General features: G+C 51.4%; 21 protein-coding genes and 1 other annotated feature. Of the genes, 14 read left to right on the top strand and 7 right to left on the bottom strand.

What is annotated here, in order from left to right; all coding sequences use genetic code 11:
- A complete protein-coding gene (locus OH663_RS07985; protein WP_263525713.1) occupies positions 1 to 333 on the bottom strand; it encodes a YceK/YidQ family lipoprotein in 333 nt (110 codons plus the stop codon).
- A gap of 240 nt (positions 334 to 573) precedes the next feature.
- Positions 574 to 646, top strand: a sequence feature (ROSE (Repression Of Heat Shock gene Expression) occurs in the 5'-region of heat shock genes and acts as an RNA thermometer to modulate expression.).
- Here OH663_RS07985 and ibpA point away from each other — a divergent pair.
- The 6 genes from ibpA to OH663_RS07955 all read left to right on the top strand — a co-directional run bounded on the left by ibpA (position 640) and on the right by OH663_RS07955 (position 4,772).
- Entirely contained in the window at positions 640 to 1,053 is a 414-nt protein-coding gene (gene ibpA, locus OH663_RS07980) for a small heat shock chaperone IbpA (RefSeq protein WP_045448945.1), read from the top strand. (Overlaps the previous feature by 7 nt.)
- A 110-nt stretch (positions 1,054 to 1,163) precedes the next feature.
- On the top strand, positions 1,164 to 1,592 hold the full coding sequence (ibpB, locus tag OH663_RS07975) for a small heat shock chaperone IbpB (RefSeq protein WP_045448943.1): 429 nt from the start codon (positions 1,164 to 1,166) through the stop codon (positions 1,590 to 1,592).
- A gap of 125 nt (positions 1,593 to 1,717) precedes the next feature.
- Entirely contained in the window at positions 1,718 to 3,379 is a 1,662-nt protein-coding gene (locus OH663_RS07970; RefSeq protein ID WP_045448941.1) for a putative transporter, read from the top strand.
- A 166-nt stretch (positions 3,380 to 3,545) separates the two neighbouring features.
- Positions 3,546 to 3,893: a YidH family protein gene (locus OH663_RS07965; RefSeq protein WP_045448938.1), complete on the top strand. Its 348-nt coding sequence runs from the start codon at positions 3,546 to 3,548 to the stop codon at positions 3,891 to 3,893.
- Entirely contained in the window at positions 3,883 to 4,245 is a 363-nt protein-coding gene (locus OH663_RS07960; RefSeq protein ID WP_045448937.1) for a DUF202 domain-containing protein, read from the top strand. Before OH663_RS07965 ends, OH663_RS07960 begins: the two co-directional genes overlap by 11 nt.
- On the top strand, positions 4,242 to 4,772 hold the full coding sequence (locus tag OH663_RS07955; RefSeq protein WP_200011130.1) for a radical SAM protein: 531 nt from the start codon (positions 4,242 to 4,244) through the stop codon (positions 4,770 to 4,772). Before OH663_RS07960 ends, OH663_RS07955 begins: the two co-directional genes overlap by 4 nt.
- Positions 4,773 to 4,784: 12 nt before the next feature.
- Here OH663_RS07955 and dsdA read toward each other — a convergent pair whose 3' ends face one another.
- Both dsdA and dsdX read right to left on the bottom strand, forming a co-directional pair.
- Entirely contained in the window at positions 4,785 to 6,107 is a 1,323-nt protein-coding gene (gene dsdA / locus OH663_RS07950; RefSeq protein ID WP_200011133.1) for a D-serine ammonia-lyase, read from the bottom strand.
- A 17-nt stretch (positions 6,108 to 6,124) separates the two neighbouring features.
- Positions 6,125 to 7,462, bottom strand: a complete 1,338-nt coding sequence (gene dsdX, locus OH663_RS07945; protein WP_045448933.1) for a D-serine transporter DsdX — start codon at positions 7,460 to 7,462, stop codon at positions 6,125 to 6,127.
- Positions 7,463 to 7,691: 229 nt separating this feature from the next.
- Here dsdX and dsdC point away from each other — a divergent pair, with 229 nt between their 5' ends.
- The gene (gene dsdC / locus OH663_RS07940) at positions 7,692 to 8,615 is read left to right on the top strand and encodes a DNA-binding transcriptional regulator DsdC (protein ID WP_045448930.1); all 924 of its coding nucleotides are present in this window, start codon (positions 7,692 to 7,694) and stop codon (positions 8,613 to 8,615) included.
- 89 nt (positions 8,616 to 8,704) lie between these two features.
- Positions 8,705 to 9,766, top strand: a complete 1,062-nt coding sequence (locus tag OH663_RS07935; protein WP_200011136.1) for a cellulase family glycosylhydrolase — start codon at positions 8,705 to 8,707, stop codon at positions 9,764 to 9,766.
- Here the strand turns inward: OH663_RS07935 and emrD are convergent.
- The 3 genes from emrD to tisB all read right to left on the bottom strand — a co-directional run bounded on the left by emrD (position 9,693) and on the right by tisB (position 12,143).
- On the bottom strand, positions 9,693 to 10,877 hold the full coding sequence (emrD, locus tag OH663_RS07930; RefSeq protein WP_045448926.1) for a multidrug efflux MFS transporter EmrD: 1,185 nt from the start codon (positions 10,875 to 10,877) through the stop codon (positions 9,693 to 9,695). The genes OH663_RS07935 and emrD overlap by 74 nt on opposite strands.
- 224 nt (positions 10,878 to 11,101) lie before the next feature.
- A complete protein-coding gene (locus tag OH663_RS07925; protein WP_048223184.1) occupies positions 11,102 to 11,935 on the bottom strand; it encodes a DMT family transporter in 834 nt (277 codons plus the stop codon).
- Between the two features lie 118 nt (positions 11,936 to 12,053).
- Positions 12,054 to 12,143: a type I toxin-antitoxin system toxin TisB gene (gene tisB / locus OH663_RS07920; protein WP_003840643.1), complete on the bottom strand. Its 90-nt coding sequence runs from the start codon at positions 12,141 to 12,143 to the stop codon at positions 12,054 to 12,056.
- Positions 12,144 to 12,665: 522 nt separating this feature from the next.
- Here tisB and ivbL point away from each other — a divergent pair.
- The 3 genes from ivbL to ilvN all read left to right on the top strand — a co-directional run bounded on the left by ivbL (position 12,666) and on the right by ilvN (position 14,978).
- Positions 12,666 to 12,764 carry an ilvB operon leader peptide IvbL gene (gene ivbL / locus OH663_RS07915; RefSeq protein ID WP_003827118.1) on the top strand — a complete coding sequence of 33 codons (99 nt, stop codon included), beginning with the start codon at positions 12,666 to 12,668 and terminating at the stop codon, positions 12,762 to 12,764.
- Between the two features lie 231 nt (positions 12,765 to 12,995).
- Positions 12,996 to 14,684: an acetolactate synthase large subunit gene (ilvB, locus tag OH663_RS07910; RefSeq protein WP_048223182.1), complete on the top strand. Its 1,689-nt coding sequence runs from the start codon at positions 12,996 to 12,998 to the stop codon at positions 14,682 to 14,684.
- A gap of 3 nt (positions 14,685 to 14,687) precedes the next feature.
- Complete coding sequence (gene ilvN, locus OH663_RS07905) at positions 14,688 to 14,978, top strand: acetolactate synthase small subunit (RefSeq protein WP_045448917.1); 291 nt, start codon at positions 14,688 to 14,690, stop codon at positions 14,976 to 14,978.
- A gap of 1 nt (position 14,979) precedes the next feature.
- On the opposite strand, the gene OH663_RS07900 is transcribed toward ilvN, so the two are convergent.
- Positions 14,980 to 15,765 (bottom strand): DeoR family transcriptional regulator, encoded by a 786-nt coding sequence (locus OH663_RS07900; RefSeq protein WP_200011140.1) that lies wholly within the window; start codon positions 15,763 to 15,765, stop codon positions 14,980 to 14,982.
- A gap of 326 nt (positions 15,766 to 16,091) precedes the next feature.
- Between OH663_RS07900 and rbsK the strand changes: the two genes are divergently transcribed.
- From rbsK to OH663_RS07885, 3 genes are read left to right on the top strand one after another with little or no spacing between them, the layout of a single operon-like run.
- A complete protein-coding gene (rbsK, locus tag OH663_RS07895; RefSeq protein ID WP_263525712.1) occupies positions 16,092 to 17,012 on the top strand; it encodes a ribokinase in 921 nt (306 codons plus the stop codon).
- Positions 17,013 to 17,039: 27 nt separating this feature from the next.
- Positions 17,040 to 18,353, top strand: coding sequence for an L-fucose:H+ symporter permease (fucP, locus tag OH663_RS07890; RefSeq protein ID WP_200011142.1), 1,314 nt, complete (start codon positions 17,040 to 17,042; stop codon positions 18,351 to 18,353).
- 11 nt (positions 18,354 to 18,364) lie between these two features.
- On the top strand, positions 18,365 to 19,378 hold the full coding sequence (locus OH663_RS07885; RefSeq protein ID WP_200011143.1) for an aldose 1-epimerase family protein: 1,014 nt from the start codon (positions 18,365 to 18,367) through the stop codon (positions 19,376 to 19,378).
- Positions 19,379 to 19,400: the final 22 nt, after the last annotated feature.

Raw genomic sequence — 19,400 nt, 5'->3', positions numbered from 1 at the left:
TTAAGGGGCGGGCATACTCGCCGGGGGGATAACGGAGTTGGTGACTTGCGTTCTCTCCTCACTCCTTTCTACGCGGGATCTGACTGAGTTATCTGAACGGAAAAGATCCCACGGGAGTAGTATCGTATCCAGGACAGCGGTAAATGGCATATCCAGAATGGCCAGCGACTTTGTTCCCCGGTTTGTATCGCTTTCGCTTATCATCGTAGCGCTGGCGCGAGTGCCAGGATAGGTCCCCTCTTTGCCCCCGGTATGCGACATTACGCTGGAGCAGCCACTCACTAAGACCATCGCGCTGTACATTATCACTGTTAACAACATTTTTTTTATCATCATTTATTCATCTGTTAATCATCGGTATTTGCCTGATGAGTTATCGCGATCCATTGCGAAAAATAACGTCACCATCATGTCGCACTACGGCGGCTATCGCACTCTAACGACAACGACTGTCCACCCAGTGTATGCAATAGACAACAAACTGCAAAAAAAGTCAGATGAATACGCTTGAAAAGTTTGTATTAAGACCCATTTTTAGGATGTAGACACATGAAGGGCACGCCTGATGGGTGTCCTGGCTACCTGACCTGTCCATGATGGAAGGTCTAACATTCTCGCTGATTTCAGGAGCTATTGATTATGCGTAACTTTGACTTATCCCCACTGTACCGTTCTGCAATTGGTTTTGATCGTCTGTTTAACCTTCTGGAAAGCAATCAGAGCCAGAGCAATGGTGGCTACCCTCCGTATAACGTTGAGCTGGTAGACGAAAACCATTATCGCATTGCGATTGCCGTTGCGGGCTTTGCTGAAAGCGAGCTGGAGATTACCGCCCAGGATAATTTGCTGGTGGTAAAAGGCGCTCATGCGGACGAGCAAAAAGAACGTACTTACCTGTATCAGGGTATTGCCGAGCGCAACTTTGAACGCAAGTTCCAGTTGGCTGAGAACATTCATGTTCGTGGTGCAAACCTGGTGAACGGTCTGCTGTATATCGAGCTTGAGCGCGTGATCCCGGAAGCGAACAAACCGCGCCGTATCGAAATCAACTAATTCTGTTGGGCCGCGTCAGGCGGCCTGCTATCCCATGCTCGCCGTCAGGGAGCATATGCGAATCCTTGGATTCGCAGGTACTTACTCGCTTCTTAGAAGGAGAAATGACTATGCGTAATTACGACTTATCCCCACTGCTGCGTCAATGGATTGGTTTTGACAAACTGGCCAACGCTTTGCAAAACAGCGGTGAAAGCCAGAGCTTCCCACCCTATAACATCGAAAAGAGCGATGATAACCACTACCGCATTACCCTTGCGTTAGCTGGTTTCCGCCAGGAAGATCTGGATATTCAACTGGAAGGCACTCGCCTGACCGTGAAAGGCACGCCGCAGCAGCCGGATAAAGAGACCAAATGGCTGCACCAGGGGCTGGTAACTCAGTCCTTTAGCCTGAGTTTTACTCTGGCAGAAAATATGGAAGTCTCCGGCGCAAGCTTCACTAATGGCTTGCTGCACATCGATTTAATTCGCAATGAGCCAGAAACTATTCCGCCGCAGCGGATTGCCATTAGCGAACGTCCCGCATTAAATAGCTAATTAGCTCCTTGCCTTTGCCCCGCCATAAATGACGGGGCTTTTTTTGTGCTTTACCACCCATACTTTGCGCCTGTACTCTGCCAGAATCCATTTACTTAATGATGTTATTCACAGGGAACAGGATAATGAGTGATATAGCATTGACGGTCAGCGTTCTGGCATTGGTGGCGGTTGTCGGGTTATGGATCGGCAACATCAAAATACGCGGCGTTGGTTTTGGCATCGGGGGCGTGCTGTTCGGCGGTATCATTGTCGGGCATTTTGTCGATCAGGCAGGGATGACTCTGAGCGGTGACATGCTGCATTTTATTCAGGAGTTTGGCCTGATACTGTTTGTGTATACCATCGGAATTCAGGTGGGGCCGGGCTTCTTTGCTTCTCTGCGGGTTTCGGGCTTACGCCTGAATCTTTTCGCCGTCCTGATCGTCATTATGGGGGGGCTGGTCACCGCTCTTCTGCATAAGATTTTTGCCATTCCTCTTCCTGTCGTGCTGGGAATATTCTCCGGTGCGGTCACCAATACCCCGGCGCTGGGCGCGGGGCAGCAAATTCTGCGCGATTTGGGTACACCTGTTGATATCGTAGATCAGATGGGGATGAGCTATGCCATGGCTTATCCTTTCGGTATTTGCGGTATCTTGCTCACTATGTGGCTGATGCGTCTTATTTTTCGCGTCAATGTTGAGGCAGAGGCTAAGCAGCATGAATCAACGCTTACTAACGGACATGCGCTGATTCAGACGATGAACATTCGTGTTGAGAACCCGAACCTCAACAATATGGCGATTCAGGATGTGCCTATTCTGAATAGCGATAAAATCATCTGCTCACGCCTGAAACGTGAAGAGACGTTGATGGTGCCGTCGCCGGGGACGATTATCCAATTGGGCGACTTGTTACATCTGGTTGGGCAGCCTGCCGACCTGCACAACGCGCAGGTCGTGATTGGGCAGGAAGTGGATACCTCTCTGTCGACGCGGGGAACGGATTTGCGCGTTGAGCGCGTGGTGGTGACTAACGAGCAGGTACTTGGTAAACGGATCCGTGACCTGCACTTTAAAGAGCGCTACGACGTGGTGATCTCTCGACTGAACCGTGCGGGCGTTGAGTTGGTCGCCAGCAGTGATGCCAGTTTGCAGTTTGGGGATATTCTCAATCTGGTTGGACGCCCCTCGTCCATCGATGCCGTTGCCAATGTCGTGGGCAACGCGCAGCAAAAACTGCAACAGGTGCAGATGTTGCCAGTGTTTATCGGCATCGGGCTTGGGGTTTTGTTGGGGTCCATTCCGTTGTTTATCCCAGGCTTCCCGGTGGCGTTAAAGCTGGGGCTGGCCGGTGGTCCGCTAATTATGGCGCTGATACTTGGACGTATTGGCAGCATCGGCAAGCTGTACTGGTTTATGCCGCCGAGCGCCAACCTGGCGCTGCGTGAGTTAGGTATTGTGCTCTTTCTGGCGGTAGTTGGCCTGAAGTCAGGTGGTGATTTTGTCGATACGTTGATGCAGGGAGATGGTCTGAGTTGGGTTGGCTATGGCATCTTTATCACCGCTATTCCGCTGATTACCGTCGGGATACTGGCGCGTATCTTTGCCAAAATGAACTACCTGACGCTGTGCGGAATGTTGGCTGGTTCCATGACCGATCCACCTGCGCTGGCGTTTGCTAACAACCTCCATGCTACCAGCGGTGCGGCAGCGCTCTCTTATGCCACGGTTTATCCACTGGTGATGTTCCTGCGTATTATTACTCCACAGCTGCTGGCAGTGATTTTCTGGGGAATGGGATAAGTCTTTTAACTCACTGAAGATATTGCTCTTATCAGGCCTACAAGATCTATTTTGTAGGCCTTTCCTTTGTCTGAATCACATTACGCAGCCTAACGTTTGAGAATCGGGTTCATACTCCTTTACTGTTCCGGTATAACGACCAGATAACAACATTGAAGGAGTTGTGATGAAGATTTCCCTCCTCGGAGAAGCGCCAGATTACCGTTTCTCGCTGGCAAATGAGCGTACTTTTCTGGCGTGGATCCGTACCGCGCTGGGGTTTCTGGCCGCGGGTGTCGGCCTGGACCAACTGGCACCGGATTTCGCCACGCCGGTCATTCGAGAACTGTTGGCTCTGCTGCTGTGCTTGTTTGCGGGCGGTCTGGCGATTTATGGTTACTTGCGCTGGCTGCGTAATGAAAAGGCAATGCGTCTGAAAGAGGACTTGCCGTACACCCATAGCCTTTTGATAATCAGCCTGATTTTGATGTTTGTCGCGGTGATTGTGATGGGGCTGGTATTGTATGCCGGATAGCCGTAAATCGCGGCGTATTGCCGATCCCGGGCTGCAACCGGAGCGTACATCGCTTGCCTGGCTTCGAACTCTTCTTGGCTACGGCGCATTAATGGCGCTGGCGTTGAAGCATAACTGGCATCAGGTGGGATTTCTCTTCTGGGTTTCTCTCGGTGTACTGGCGATCGTGGCGATAATTCTCTGGCGCTATACCCGCAGTCGTAATCTGATGGACGTTGCACATAACGATTTTTCTGAATCTCGTGCGGTGCGTGACAAATTTATGATCTCTCTCGCGGTGTTATCTCTCGCAATACTGTTTGCTGTAACACACGTTCGCCAACTTATCGTATTTATCGGGGATTTTGCATGACGGGGTGTGAGGACATGGATGTTAGTGAGGGGGGGATTAAGATGGTGGTGGTGGATCACCAGAAATGTCAGTACCCTGTTGATTTATATCGAAACTTACAGAAAGGCGGCGTTCGTTCTGTGCAGTTTATTCCCCTGGTTGAACGTGATGAAAAAGGCAACCTGACAGCTGAATCTGTTTCTTCAGAAGACTGGGGACGGTTTTTAAATACGGTATTTGATATCTGGGTTCGTGAGGATATTACTCGAATATCCATTCCACTGTTCGATAACACGCTGAATCGGTGGTGTGGTCGGACGGGACAAGCCGATCGACAGACGATTTCACTGCTGAGTACGCGCTGTCAGTCATGTTCCTTGCTGCAATTCTATCGTGGCGATTGCCCGGCATATTGTGATGATGGGAAGGGGGGACTGTGCGCAGGTTATCGAGCGTTCTTTGACCACACCGCCCCGCATATGCGCGTTATGCGCGACTTGCTTAAACAGCATCGCTCACCGATGGAACTGATGGCGATGCTGCGTTAAGGTCAACGGCGTTTAACGTCCTTTAGCGAGGTACTGCGCCATTTCTTCATCCGGCACCATACCGCCGCCGGTGGCCCAGACCAGATGGGTGGCGTTATTGAGCTGCTCTGCGCTGAGTCCGTGCATCTGCTGATAGTCAGCAGAATTGCATACGCGCTGAGGACCGGCCATGCCCGCCAGAGCTGAAGGCTCCAGGCGAATACCTTCCTCCTGTGCCAGCCAGCCCAGCATATCGTACATAGTCTGGTCATCAAGAGTGTACAGGCCATCAAGCAGACGCTCCATTGCGCGGCCTACAAAACCCGAAGCGCGACCGACTGCCAGACCATCTGCCGCGGTCAGGTTGTCGATACCAATCTCCTGAACGGAAATCGTATCGTGCAACCCGGTGTAAACTCCCAGCAGCATGCACGGTGAATGGGTTGGCTCAGCAAAGAAGCAGTGCACGTTATCGCCGAACGCTAATTTCAGGCCAAACGCCACGCCGCCAGGTCCGCCGCCCACACCGCACGGTAGATAGACAAATAACGGATGTTCGGCATCCACCACGCGACCTTGCTGTGCAAACTGTGCCTTCAGACGTTGTCCGGCAACCGCATAGCCCAGGAACAATGTGCGGGAGTTTTCGTCATCGATAAAGAAGCAGTTGGGATCGGATTCTGCCGCCTTGCGACCCTGTTCAACAGCCACGCCGTAATCTTCTTCGTACTCAACTACCGTTACTCCGTGGCTGCGCAGTTTGGCTTTTTTCCATGCACGGGCGTCAGCAGACATATGTACAGTTACCTTAAAGCCAATGCAGGCGCTCATAATGCCGATCGACATTCCCAGGTTACCGGTTGAGCCTACCGCGATGCTGTACTGGCTGAAAAACTGTTTGAACTCAGGAGATAGCAGGATGCTGTAATCATCGTCGGTGGTTAGCAGACCAGCTTCCAGCGCCAGTTTTTCGGCGTGAGTCAGCACTTCATAAATACCGCCACGGGCTTTAATCGAGCCGGAAATTGGCAGGTGGCTGTCTTTTTTCAGCAGTATTTCGCCGCAAATACTCTGGCCGTACTCTTTTTCCAGCCGTTTTTGCATCGCAGGAATAGCGGCTAGCTCAGATTCGATGATGCCGCCGGTTGCAGCGGTTTCCGGGAATGCTTTCGCCAAATACGGTGCAAAACGAGCCAGACGGGCGTGAGCATCCTGCACATCGTGCTCCGTCAGACCCACGTAGGGTAAACCTTCCGCAAGAGAGGTGGTGCCCGGGTTAAACCAGGTCGTTTCTTTGAGTGCGACCAGATCCTCCACTAAAGGATACTGGGCGATGAGTTTTTGCATGTTTTCCATAGTACGTCTCTTTGCGCTTAGATGATAAAGGAAAGCAGGAATGTGCACGCTAGTGCAATCACCGACGCGATAAATGTCGCGGTCGTATAGTATTTAAACGTCTCATTCAGGGTAGCGCCGCAGTACTGCTTCACCAGCCAGAAGAGAGAATCTGTGACGATTGTGCAGCCAATTGCGCCAGAACCGATGGCAATAGTGATGATCTCCGGGCTGACGTTGGGGTAGAGCGGTAGCATCGGAGCAACAATCGCCGTTGCGCCCATCATCGCTACCGTAGCTGAACCCACTGCGGCATGCAGGATCAATGCCACCAGCCAGGCCAGCAGAATCGGGTGCATATGCATGTTGGAGAGGATCAGTGCCAGGGTATCCGCCAGGCCGCTGCTTTTGAGGATAGCGTTGAATGCGCCACCGGCACCGATAATCAGCAGAATGTTAGCAATTGAGCCAAACCCGTTCTCAGTATGGGTCAGCAGTGTGCTCATGCCGATATGCTGGCGCAGGCCGAGAATGTAATAGGCCACGAAGACGGCGATAAACATTGCTGTGATCGGATTACCGATAAACTCCAGCAGCGTATATACCGTACTGCCTTTCGCCATGTTCAGTTCAGCGACTGTTTTCACCAGCATCAGACCAATTGGCAACAGTACGGTAAACAGCGTTGCACCCAGTGATGGCAGCGTGTTTTCGTCTCGTACTTTGAGGTCGGAAAACTCGGCTGGTACTGGTTTAAACGGCAGGCGGTTACCGAGGAATTTGAGGTACAGCGGCCCACCAATCAGGGATGCCATCAGTCCAACAAGTAAACCATAAACGATAACAGTACCTAGATCCGCGCCCAGTTTATTCGCCACAAACAAGGCTGCCGGGTGTGGCGGTACTACACAATGCACCGCCATCAGTGCAGTACACAGCGGAATAGCCAGCTTCAGTAATGAGGTATTCGTTTTTTTGGCAATTGAAAATGCCAGGGGAATCAGAAGCACCACGCCGACTTCAACAAACAGCGTAATACCGCAAATCAGCCCAACCAGCACCATAATGACGTCAGCAGAAAGCCAGCGGCAGCGTTGAAGCGTCAGGCCGATGCGTTCCGCTGCGCCAGAAACCTCCATCATTTTACCAAGAATGGTTCCCAGACCGATAACCGCGGCGAGGAATCCCAGTGTGCCACCGATGCCACTCTCAATGGCATTGACCATATCCAGCGGCCCCATGCCCATCATCGTACCCACGAAGAAACTGGCTAACAGCAGCGCCAGAAACGGATGGAATTTAAACTTCACGATGGTCAAAACGATCAACACGATGCTTATCAGCAGCGTGCTCACAACCCAGATTTGAGAGTGCATATCTCACCTTGCCCTGTGATTAACATAGGTTACATTGGACAAAAAAACGGCATGGGCTGACAAACGATAAAATTGGCCTTTCACATGAGCCAAATTGAATCAAAAGGGTGATTTAGGTCTTATTATGGCTGGTTTATGCGACATGCTTCACTTTGAATCATCTTTGTGCTGATTTTTTCAGCGCGTTTTTTTACACTCCGGCTAAAAATTCAGGATGACGGAGGTAAATATGGATCCCCTGCGTGATGTCAGAAATCGTCTGCTCAATGGCTGGCAGCTATCAAAACTCTATACCTTTGAGGTGGCGGCCAGACATCAGTCTTTTGCGCTGGCGGCAGACGAACTGTCGTTAAGCCCGAGTGCCGTCAGCCATCGTATTAATCAGCTCGAAGAGGAGTTGGGCATCCAGTTGTTTGTTCGTTCACATCGCAAAGTGGAACTCACTCATGAAGGTAAGCGAGTGTTCTGGGCGCTGAAATCATCGCTGGATACACTCAATCAGGAAATTCTCGATATCAAGAATCAGGAGCTGTCAGGGACGCTCACCGTTTATTCACGCCCCTCCATTGCCCAGTGTTGGCTGGTTCCGGCTCTCGGTGACTTTACCCGTCGCTATCCATCGATTTCACTGACGATATTGACCGGAAATGACAACGTCAATTTGCAACGAGCCGGGATCGATCTGGCCATCTATTTTGACGATGCACCTTCCGCGCAACTCACTCACCATTTTCTGATGGATGAAGCGATAGTACCGGTATGCAGCCCGGACTATGCTCGCCGCTATGAGCTGGCAGGGTCTTTGGTGAACCTGCCACATTGCACGCTGCTGCACGACAGGCAGGCGTGGAGCAACGACTCGGGTACCGATGAGTGGCACAGTTGGGCGCAGCATTTTTCAGTGAATTTGCCTACATCGTCTGGTATTGGCTTTGATCGTTCTGATTTAGCGGTGATTGCGGCAATGAACCACATTGGTGTGGCAATGGGGAGAAAGAGGCTGGTGCAAAAACGTCTCGACAGCGGTGAGCTGATCGCCCCTTTTGGTGATATGGCGCTGAAATGTCACCAGCATTATTACATCACCACGCTGCCAGGCAGACAGTGGCCAAAAATCGAGGCGTTTATCGGCTGGCTGCAAGAACAGGTATGATGATAATTATTACGTTTTCGCTCTACACCTGATACCAGAGATTGTGCTAAATACGTGATATCACTCCCGGTTAATGCCTGAGGACAACCGTGTTAAAGCCGCTCATTTCTCTCATGTTGCTGTCCAGTGCCGCTGTGTATGCGGCTGAACCGCCGTTAACGGCTGAACACTACGCGCAACAGCTTGGAGTAGGAATGGACGTCGACTGGGCGCGCACTGAAAGGGGGATCCGTGAGTTCGATCCGCTGGTGGTGCGGGATTTTCGGGCGCAGGGGCTAACTCATGTGCGGATTCGCGTTGCGGGCGAGCCAACAGAGGCCAGGCTTATCCATCTGCGTAAGCTGGTGGAAGCCTGTGAGCAATATGGCGTGATCCCGATAATTGCTTATCAGGCGGATGAGTACAAAAAAGACCCTTCTACCGGAAATGAAAAAGAGGTCGTTAACTGGTGGGTAGCCGTGGCGCATTACTTTGGTCAAAGCTCACCGCTATTGGGTTTTGACCTGATCTATGAACCTGCCGATAAATTAAATCATAATCAGGCATCCCTCAATCGGGTGTATGACAAAACGATTCGCATGATTCATGCCATCGACCCGCAGCGTATGATTTTTGTCGCACCACGCCTGCGCGCCGCGCCGGAAGATTTACCAAACCTGAAGCTACCGCCGCAAAGTCAGAGTTACGTTCTGGCTGAATGGCATATTTTTCCGTGGGGGCTGCTAAAAAATAACGGGAAATACCCGTGGACATCGGGTACAACGGCGGAAAAGGCTGCCATTCGTGCCCGAATTAACAGTGCTATTCACTGGCAGCAGAAAACGGGTCATGTCAGTTGGGTCGGTGGCTGGGCACCCGGTGAAACGATCAAAAACGCGCCTTCCGCTGCGCAGTACGCGTTTGCCAGATTTATGGCATGTGAATTGAAGAAAGCGAAAATTCCCTATGCCATCAATACCAATACACAGTTTTATGATGGCGAGGAAGGAGCCTGGCGTCCGGCGCTGGAACCGTTAATGAAGATGATGATCATGCCGGAGTGTGAAAAGCCCGGCGATAAACCGGGCCATCATTCGCTTAAACCGCCTGCCCCTGATGAGACACACGTGATGCCAGCGGCAACCAGCACACAAAAATCAGTAGCCCCATAAGGGTCATCAGCAGGCCAAGACTGGCCTGTCCGGTTTGCGGCAGCATCGCGGAGAGCCATGCCAGCACGCCGGAACCAATGTTTTGTAAACCGCCGACCAGCGCTCCGGCTGTACCTGCCAGAAACGGGAAAGGCTCCATTGCGCCGCTGGTTGCCAGCGGGAACAGCATTCCGGCACCAAAGAAAAACAATGCGGCGGGAACCAGCAGTGTCCAGACGTTCATCACGTCAAACAGGCCAGGGATCCACATCATCAGCCCGGCTACCAGACAGCAGGTAACGGACTGCCACATCAGCGTCGAGAAGCGCTTGTTTGGGCGACCGGCGAACCACGCGCCGAAAAACGCCGCAGGAATAGGCAGAATAAACAGAATACTGACCGCCATGCTGCTTAAGCCTAAAACAGCGCCCATTAATACCCCGGAGCAGGCTTCGAAGACCGCAACGCCCGCCAGACCGCCAATCAGCATCAGCACGTAACAAGTGAATGCACCGTTGCCAAACAAGGTTTTGTAGCTGGCGATAAGCCGTGGGCGAGGTGCACCCGCAGGTCGCGTTTCAGGCATCCAGCGTGCCATGCTAAAGGTAACGCCCGCGCACAGAATCAACAGGAAAATATAGCAGGCGCGCCAGTTCCACAGGGTATCCAACATGCCGCCAATCAGCGGTGCCAACAGTGGGCTGACGAGGATCCCCATATTTAACAAGCTGTTGGCATGACGCAACTGAGTGCCTTCATACAGATCTCGCGGTAAAGTTCGCGCCATTACACCGCCGACCCCTGTTCCCATTCCCTGTATAGCGCTGGCGATAATCAGTATCGTCAGGCTGTGGGTTGTAATGGCTACCAGCGTTGCCAGCATAAAAATGGACATCCCAGTGAGGATAACCGGGCGACGCCCTACGCGGTCAGAAAGAGGGCCGTAAAACAGCTGTGACACGCCGTAGGTCAGCAGGTAAGCGGCCATTACGCTTTGCACTGCCCCTTCACGAACGTTCAGTTCACGCGCCATATCGGCAATCGCGGGGATATAAATGGTTTGCGCCATTTGTCCGACCGCCACCAGTAGTACCAACATCAACAACAAATTGACGCTTCTATGCCTTTTCATTTCGCTGATTACTTTTCAAAAATAGAAAAAATAAGAATAAGGTGCTGCTAATTCCCGTAAATGCGCGTGGAATCTACCACATTAAAAAAAGAAGACCATATTCAGAACTGCAATGATCGGGAGGTGAACGGCAGGAAATGTAAACAAAAAGCGGCAATAAATGTTGCCGGAATGAATGGTGATGGCGATGACAGGATAGGTAAGGCGTAGCCGGCATCCGGCAATCAGGATAAACGCAATAAAATTGCCCCCAAAGCAATTCCCCCCGCGGCGATAAGACGTATTCCGGCGACTTTTTCCTTAAGCAGTAGCCAGGCGAGCAGGGCGCCAAACAGAATAGACGTTTCGCGCAGCGCGGCGACGACCGCCAGCGGGGCCTGCGTCATCGCCCACAGCGCCAGTCCGTAAGAGCCCATGGTGCCAATACCGCCCAGAATCCCTTTTTTCCACTGTTGTACCAGATAGCGCGATGCTTCCCGGCGTCGGGCAATCATCGCCCAGCTCAGCAGGCATGAGCCGTTCAGAAAGAACGTCCAAAGCGTATAGCCCAGCGCGGTATCTGATAATCTCACACCGGTGCCATCCACCAGTGTATATCCGGCAATAAAGCAGGCATTGATTAATGCCAGGATAATTCCACGCTGCGAACTGCTGCGACCGTTAAATGCCATCCCGAGGATTGCCAGACAGATCGTAGCAATACCTACCCACGCAAGCATCGACAGGCTATCGCCGAGAAACAGGACGCTAATGATAGCGACCAGCAGTGGGGCTGTGCCGCGCATTAAGGGATAGGTCTGGCTCATATCCGAGACCTGATAAGTTTTAGCAACCAGTACGGTATACACCACCTGTAACGCGGTTGAGATCGCTAAATATGGCAGGCTGGCGACAGAGGGATGTGGTGCAAAAGGTAAACATACCAGCGCCATAACAGCCGCCGAGCCACTGACGCTGATGGCTGAGTAAAGTTTGTCGTTTCCTGCTTTTACAATGGCATTCCAGCTGGCATGAAGCAGCGCGGCAAACAGCAAAATGCAGAAAACAGAAAGGGTCATGGCGGTATTCTTCCCTGAGAATGTCATAAAAACGTAACATATTGGCGCGGTGCAAGCACCAGGGAGAAGTGAAAGAGGAGCGGTTTCCCGCTCCTCTTAGGTGCGACTTGAATCTGAATCACTTAATGTATTTCAGAACGGCATCAAGTAGTTGCAGTGCTGCAACAATGAGTTTGAGGATAAGAATAGCGATATCCACGAGGCTCATACGCTCTCCTTTTGGTACAAGGAGCACGGTGCTGGCGTACCTTGCCGCTGCCTGTTACCAGCACCTTTGTTGACATAACACAGTGTGCTCACACGGGGTTCAGGCGCTGACGGCACCACCCGTTTCAGCCAGGACTTTGTTGCGCCGGTTTACGATGCGGCCCCCGCATAACACATTGCGTACGGTGACATTATAGATAAATACTGTATAAATTAACAGTATTATATGGACGTTCTGCCATCGTTAAGCCATACTCAAAAACATCAAAATTCGTGCCGAAATTGCGTGTTCTTCGCGGAACGCGTATACTTTTACCGTTGACATAACACAGTGTGCTTTGCGGCCACCAACCGCACAACGCTGAAAAAACCTCGCTCCGGCGGGGTTTTTTGTTTTTTGCGTCACATATAGTGAAGTGTGATCTTTGACGCATTTTTGTGCAGATGAAAAATTTTCCATTGTCACGCCGAAAAAGCTGTGTTTGTATGAATCCTGTTAACCAACAAACAGACAAGGTCCCTAATGAACCCTTCCATGCTGACTGCGACCCTACTAAAAACTGCGCCATCTCGCGCAGCGGTCGTCGTGCGTGTGGTGGTGGTCGTCGGCAATGCGCCGTAGGGTCCGGAACAACACACGATTCCAAAACCCCGCCGGCGCAAACCGGGCGGGGTTTTTCGTTTAAGAGACCTCCCCGGATACGCTAAGTAATTCGGGTTGCAGGAAGGCGGCAAGTGAGCGAATCTCCAGGAGCGTACATCGGTACGTGACTGAGGGGAACGCGAGCAGCCAACGCACCAGCAACTTGAAATACGACGCGTAAAGTCGGCCCAGAATAAAAAGGACTGGAGCATGGCAAGTTCGGGCATAACATCCAAACGTACGCGTTTTACGGGCGCAGAATTTATCGTTCATTTTCTGGAGCGCCAGGGTATCAAGGTGGTCACCGGTATTCCTGGCGGTTCGATTCTCCCCGTCTACGACGCCTTAAGCCAAAGCACGCAAATCCGTCATATCCTGGCGCGCCACGAGCAGGGTGCGGGGTTTATCGCCCAGGGAATGGCGAGAACCGATGGTAAACCCGCTGTGTGTATGGCCTGTAGTGGGCCAGGCGCAACCAACCTGGTGACCGCTATTGCCGATGCGCGTCTGGATTCCATCCCGCTGGTGTGTATCACCGGGCAGGTTCCGGCCTCAATGATCGGTACCGACGCCTTTCAGGAAGTCGACACCTACGGTATCTCTATCCCCATCACTAAACACAACTATCTGGTCCGACATATCAATGAACTACCGCAGGTTATGAGCGATGCATTCCGCATTGCGCAGTCAGGACGACCGGGTCCGGTGTGGATAGACATTCCTAAGGACATACAAACAGCAACGATTGAGCTGGACGAGATGCCTGAACCGGCCGAAAAAATGTCCACGCCTACTTTTAACGCGGACAGCATCCGTGATGCCGCAGCAATGATTAATGCGGCGAAGCGGCCTGTGTTATACCTCGGGGGCGGCGTCATCAATGCGCCTGCGCGGGTGCGCGAGCTGGCAGAAAAAGCGACGTTGCCAACCACCATGACCTTAATGGCGCTCGGCATGCTGCCAAAAGCGCATCCGTTGTCGTTAGGTATGCTGGGGATGCACGGTGCGCGCAGTACCAACTTTATTCTGCAAGAAGCGGATTTGTTGATTGTTCTTGGTGCACGTTTTGATGACCGGGCGATTGGCAAAACCGAACAGTTCTGTCCGAATGCCAAAATTATTCATGTGGATATCGACCGTGCCGAATTGGGTAAAATTAAACAACCGCACGTGGCGATTCAGGCTGATGTCGATGAGGTGCTGGCGCAGCTGATCCCTCTGATTGAGGCGCAGCCGCGTGAAGAGTGGCATCAAATGGTGGCCGATTTACAGCGCGAATTCCCTTGCTCTATTCCGCAGGAAAGCGACCCACTCACCCATTACGGGCTGATTAACGCCGTTGCTGCCTGTGTGGACGACAGCGCGATAATCACCACCGATGTGGGTCAGCATCAGATGTGGGCGGCGCAGGCTTACCCACTGAATCGTCCGCGTCAGTGGCTGACATCCGGTGGCCTGGGGACTATGGGCTTTGGACTGCCAGCGGCAATTGGTGCTGCACTGGCGAATCCGGATAAAAAAGTGCTGTGTTTCTCTGGTGATGGCAGCCTGATGATGAATATTCAGGAAATGGCCACCGCCAGTGAAAATCAGCTGGATATTAAAATTATCCTGATGAACAACGAAGCGCTGGGGCTGGTGTATCAGCAACAAAGCCTGTTCTACAAACAGGGGGTTTTTGCCGCTACCTATCCTGGAATGATTAACTTTATGCAGATTGCCGCCGGTTTTGGTCTCGACACCTGCGATTTGAACAACGAAGCAGACCCACAGGCGGCGCTGCAGGAGATTATCAATCGTCCAGGACCTGCACTGATCCACGTGCGCATTGACGCCGAAGAGAAAGTGTACCCGATGGTGCCGCCGGGTGCGGCAAACACAGAAATGGTGGGGGAATAAGCCATGCAACAGCAGACTCATGACAACGTAATTCTGGAACTCACCGTACGTAACCACCCCGGCGTAATGACCCACGTTTGCGGCCTGTTCGCCCGTCGGGCATTTAACGTGGAAGGTATTCTCTGTCTACCGATTCAGGGCAGCGATCAGAGTCGTATCTGGCTATTGGTCAACGACGACCAGCGTCTGGAACAGATGATAAGCCAGATAGATAAGCTGGAAGATGTTGTGAAAGTTGCACGTAACCAGTCCGATCCCTCAATGTTTAATAAAATTACCGTCTTTTTTGAGTAGCTTAGTCGCCGTCTGAATCGGGGGTGATCACTTTGACGGAACCGTTCCGGCAGTGGGTGGCGTAATCTGCCGGTAACGGACGGTCGCTGATCAGCACATCAAAGGTGGAAAGCGGACCAATGCTGGCAGGTGCGACCTCATCAAAAAGGGCGTGACGGGTCAGCAAAATTTTACGGAGCCCGCGCTCCATTGCTTTGCGTTTGGTGGCGAGGTCGTCCGGGTTAAACCAACTGACGCCGAAGTGCTCGTGTACACCGCTGGCGGAGATAAAGACTTTTCGAGGATTCAGTGAGTCCAGCGGCGAATGATTACTGGTGTCGTAGAAGGCGTCACTTTTCGCCCGATAGGTCCCCCCGCAGAGGATCGCTGTGGCATTAGGCTTTTCATTCAGCGCCACAAACACCCGGTGCGAGTAGCAAATCCCGGTAAAGGTTATATCGTCAGGGATCATGCTGACCACCAACGGCATTTCCACACCATTATCAAAAAAGACCAGATCGTTTTCACTCACCAGTCCTGCGGCCAGAATGGCAACCGGTAGATCGTCGCGATGATAAGGTTTTTGCGCGGGGAGCGGAGCGTTAACGATGGTGGCGGGTTTGTTCACCATCACAATATAGCCGCCGAGCAGCGTCAGGGGTAACGGTTCGTCATCCTGGCTGAGATCCCGGCGAATGGTCATCACGGAAACTTCCAGCATCCGCGCGGCGTCTTTCAGATGGATGCGGTCGGTCTTCTTCAACAGTTCCATCAGGCGTCGAATACGTTCTTTTTGCTTGGTTTCCATTCACCTTCTCCGCGATTCATATTGTGCATGTTCCGTTAGTAACATTTTTGTGTCGTAAGGAACATCACATTGCTGCATTACTATACGTCCGACGGGCGGGAATTAAAAGCGCGTTTATTCGCGTTTTTTTGATTATAAACAGTTTAATTTCAGTAGATTGTAATTGTTGTGAGAAGGGGGTGATTAATCAACTGCTAATCTCGTGTTTAATAAATAAACAGAAAAATGATCCTCCAATCGCGATCGTAATCACAAATGATACGAAAGTAACATGATAATGTTATTTTAATATCATTGTTGTGTGATTGTTTCTGAGAGGTAGTAAAATGGATATCGCTGTTATTGGCTCTAACATGGTGGATCTCATCACCTACACCAACCAGATGCCGAAAGAAGGGGAAACCCTGGAAGCACCGGCGTTTAAAATCGGCTGTGGTGGCAAAGGGGCGAATCAGGCCGTTGCGGCCGCGAAACTCAATTCTAAAGTGCTGATGCTGACGAAAGTCGGTGATGATATTTTTGCCGATAACACCATTCGTGACCTCGAATCCTGGGGTATTAACACCACCTATGTAGAAAAAGTTCCATGTACCAGCAGCGGCGTCGCACCGATCTTTGTGAATGCCAACTCAAGTAACAGCATTCTTATTATTAAAGGGGCGAACAAATTTCTCTCTCCGGAGGATATCGATCGTGCAGCGGAAGATTTAAAAAAATGCCAGCTTATTGTCCTGCAACTGGAAGTCCAACTGGAAACAGTTTATCACGCGATTGAATTTGGTAAAAAGCATGGCATTGAAGTGTTATTAAATCCCGCACCAGCATTACGTGAATTAGATATGTCCTACGCTTGTAAATGTGATTTCTTTGTGCCGAATGAAACCGAACTTGAAATATTAACGGGGATGCCGGTTGATACTTATGACCATATTCGCGCAGCTGCCCGTTCCCTGGTGGATAAAGGACTTAACAATATTATTGTGACAATGGGTGAAAAAGGCGCGCTATGGATGACGCGTGACCAGGAAGTACATGTCCCGGCGTTTCGCGTCAATGCCGTCGATACCAGCGGCGCAGGCGACGCCTTTATTGGTTGTTTTGCCCATTATTATGTCCAGAGTGGTGATGTCGAAGCCGCCATGAAAAAGGCCGCCCTTTTTGCTGCGTTTAGCGTCACCGGAAAAGGTACGCAATCTTCTTATCCGAGTATCGAACAATTTAATGAGTTTCTTACCCTAAACGAATAACACTCCTGCATTGTAAAAGGTAGCACTATGAACGATAAAAACATCATTCAGATGCCCGATGGGTATCTGAATAAGACCCCTCTGTTCCAGTTTATTTTGTTATCCTGTTTATTCCCGTTATGGGGATGCGCAGCCGCATTAAATGATATTCTGATTACGCAATTTAAAAGCGTATTTTCACTCAGTAACTTTGCCTCGGCATTAGTTCAGAGCGCCTTTTATGGCGGCTATTTTTTAATTGCGATTCCAGCGTCTCTGGTGATTAAAAAGACCAGCTATAAAGTGGCGATATTAATTGGCCTGACGCTGTACATTGTTGGCTGTACGCTCTTTTTCCCGGCATCGCACATGGCAACCTACACCATGTTCCTTGCGGCAATCTTCGCGATTGCGATCGGTTTGAGTTTCCTGGAAACCGCAGCGAATACCTACAGTTCGATGATTGGGCCAAAAGCCTATGCCACGTTGCGACTGAATATCAGCCAGACCTTTTACCCGATTGGTGCAGCATCCGGCATTTTGTTGGGTAAATACCTGGTCTTTTCCGAAGGCGATAGTCTGGAAAAACAGATGGCGGGGATGAATGCCGAGCAGATCCATAACTTCAAAGTGCTGATGCTGGAAAACACCCTTGAGCCGTATAAGTATATGATTATGGTTCTGGTGGTCGTGATGGTGCTGTTTCTACTTACCCGTTTCCCGACCTGCAAAGTGGCGCAAACCGCGGACCATAAACGCCCGTCGGCGATGGACACGCTGCGCTATCTGGCGAGCAATGCCCGCTTCCGGCGTGGCATTGTGGCGCAGTTCCTGTATGTGGGGATGCAGGTAGCTGTGTGGTCATTCACCATTCGTCTGGCGCTGGAGTTGGGCGATATCAACGAACGTGATGCCTCTAACTTTATGGTCTACAGTTTTGCCTGCTTCTTCATCGGCAAGTTTATCGCCAATATTCTGATGACCCGCTTTAACCCGGAAAAGGTGCTGATTCTTTACTCTATCATCGGCGCATTGTTCCTTGCCTATGTCTCCCTGGCACCGAGCTTTAGTGCCGTTTACGTTGCGGTGTTGGTGAGCGTGCTGTTTGGTCCCTGCTGGGCGACTATCTATGCCGGCACGCTGGATACCGTAGATAACGAACATACTGAAATGGCTGGCGCAGTGATTGTGATGGCCATTGTTGGCGCGGCCGTGATACCGGCGATCCAGGGTTATGTCGCGGATATGTTCCACTCGCTGCAACTCTCTTTCCTTGTCTCCATGCTGTGCTTTGTTTACGTGGGGATCTACTTCTGGCGCGAAAGCAAAGTGCGCAGTCTGGCCGAAGCAACTGCATCCTGAGGAGAACGATCATGACAACACGAATCACGCTGTGGCGGGAGCTCTTTAGCGAACATCCGCGAACCCTAATAGAGAACAGTGATTTCACTATCACCGCATTTCGCTATGCCAGCGGTGTGGAAGGGCTGAAGGTCCAGAACAGTCGTGGATACCTGGTTATTCTGCCCTGGATGGGGCAGATGATCTGGGATGCTCAGTTTGATGGTCACGATCTGACCATGCACAACATGTTCAGCCAGCCAAAACCTGCAACGGAAGTGATCGCGACTTATGGCTGTTTTGCCTTCCATTCCGGGTTACTGGCGAATGGCTGTCCGTCACCAGAAGATGTTCACCCGTTGCACGGTGAAATGGCCTGTGCCGCGATGGACGAGGCCTGGCTGGAACTGGAAGGCGATAGCCTGCGTGTGACCGGACGCTGTGAGTATGTGATGGGATTCGGTCATCATTATCAGGCGCAGCCTGCGGTGGTGATGCGTAAAGCAAGTGCGCTTTTTGACATTCAGATGGCCGTCACTAACCTGGCATCTGTCGCGATGCCACTTCAGTATATGTGCCACATGAATTATGCGTACGTACCGGAGGCTACCTTTAGCCAGAATATCCCGGATGAAGCGCTGAAGTTGCGTGAATCTGTTCCGGCACATGTGAAACCCACCGAACAGTGGCTGGCGTTTAATCAACGGATCTTACAAGGTGAAGCGTCACTGACAACGCTCAATGAACCTGACTTTTACGATCCGGAAATCGTCTTCTTTGCTGACAAGCTGGACAGATACACGGATAAACCCGAATTCCGGATGATCGCCCCGGATGGCACCACGTTTGTTACCTGTTTTGCCAGTTCCGAACTCAACTACGTGACTCGCTGGATCCTTTATAACGGCGATCAGCAGGTGGCAGCATTCGCCCTGCCTGCGACTTGTCGGCCGGAAGGGTTCCTGGCTGCCAGGCGAAACGGTACTTTGCTTGAGGTACAACCGCAGCAAACCCGGTCATTTACGGTCACTACTGGTATCGTCTGAGCGCTCAAGGTTTGAATAGCAA

It is taken from the genome of Citrobacter sp. Marseille-Q5395 (assembly GCF_947057495.1).
In the GTDB taxonomy this organism is placed as follows: domain Bacteria; phylum Pseudomonadota; class Gammaproteobacteria; order Enterobacterales; family Enterobacteriaceae; genus Citrobacter; species Citrobacter murliniae.
This window is presented reverse-complemented; position numbering and strand designations above follow the sequence as displayed.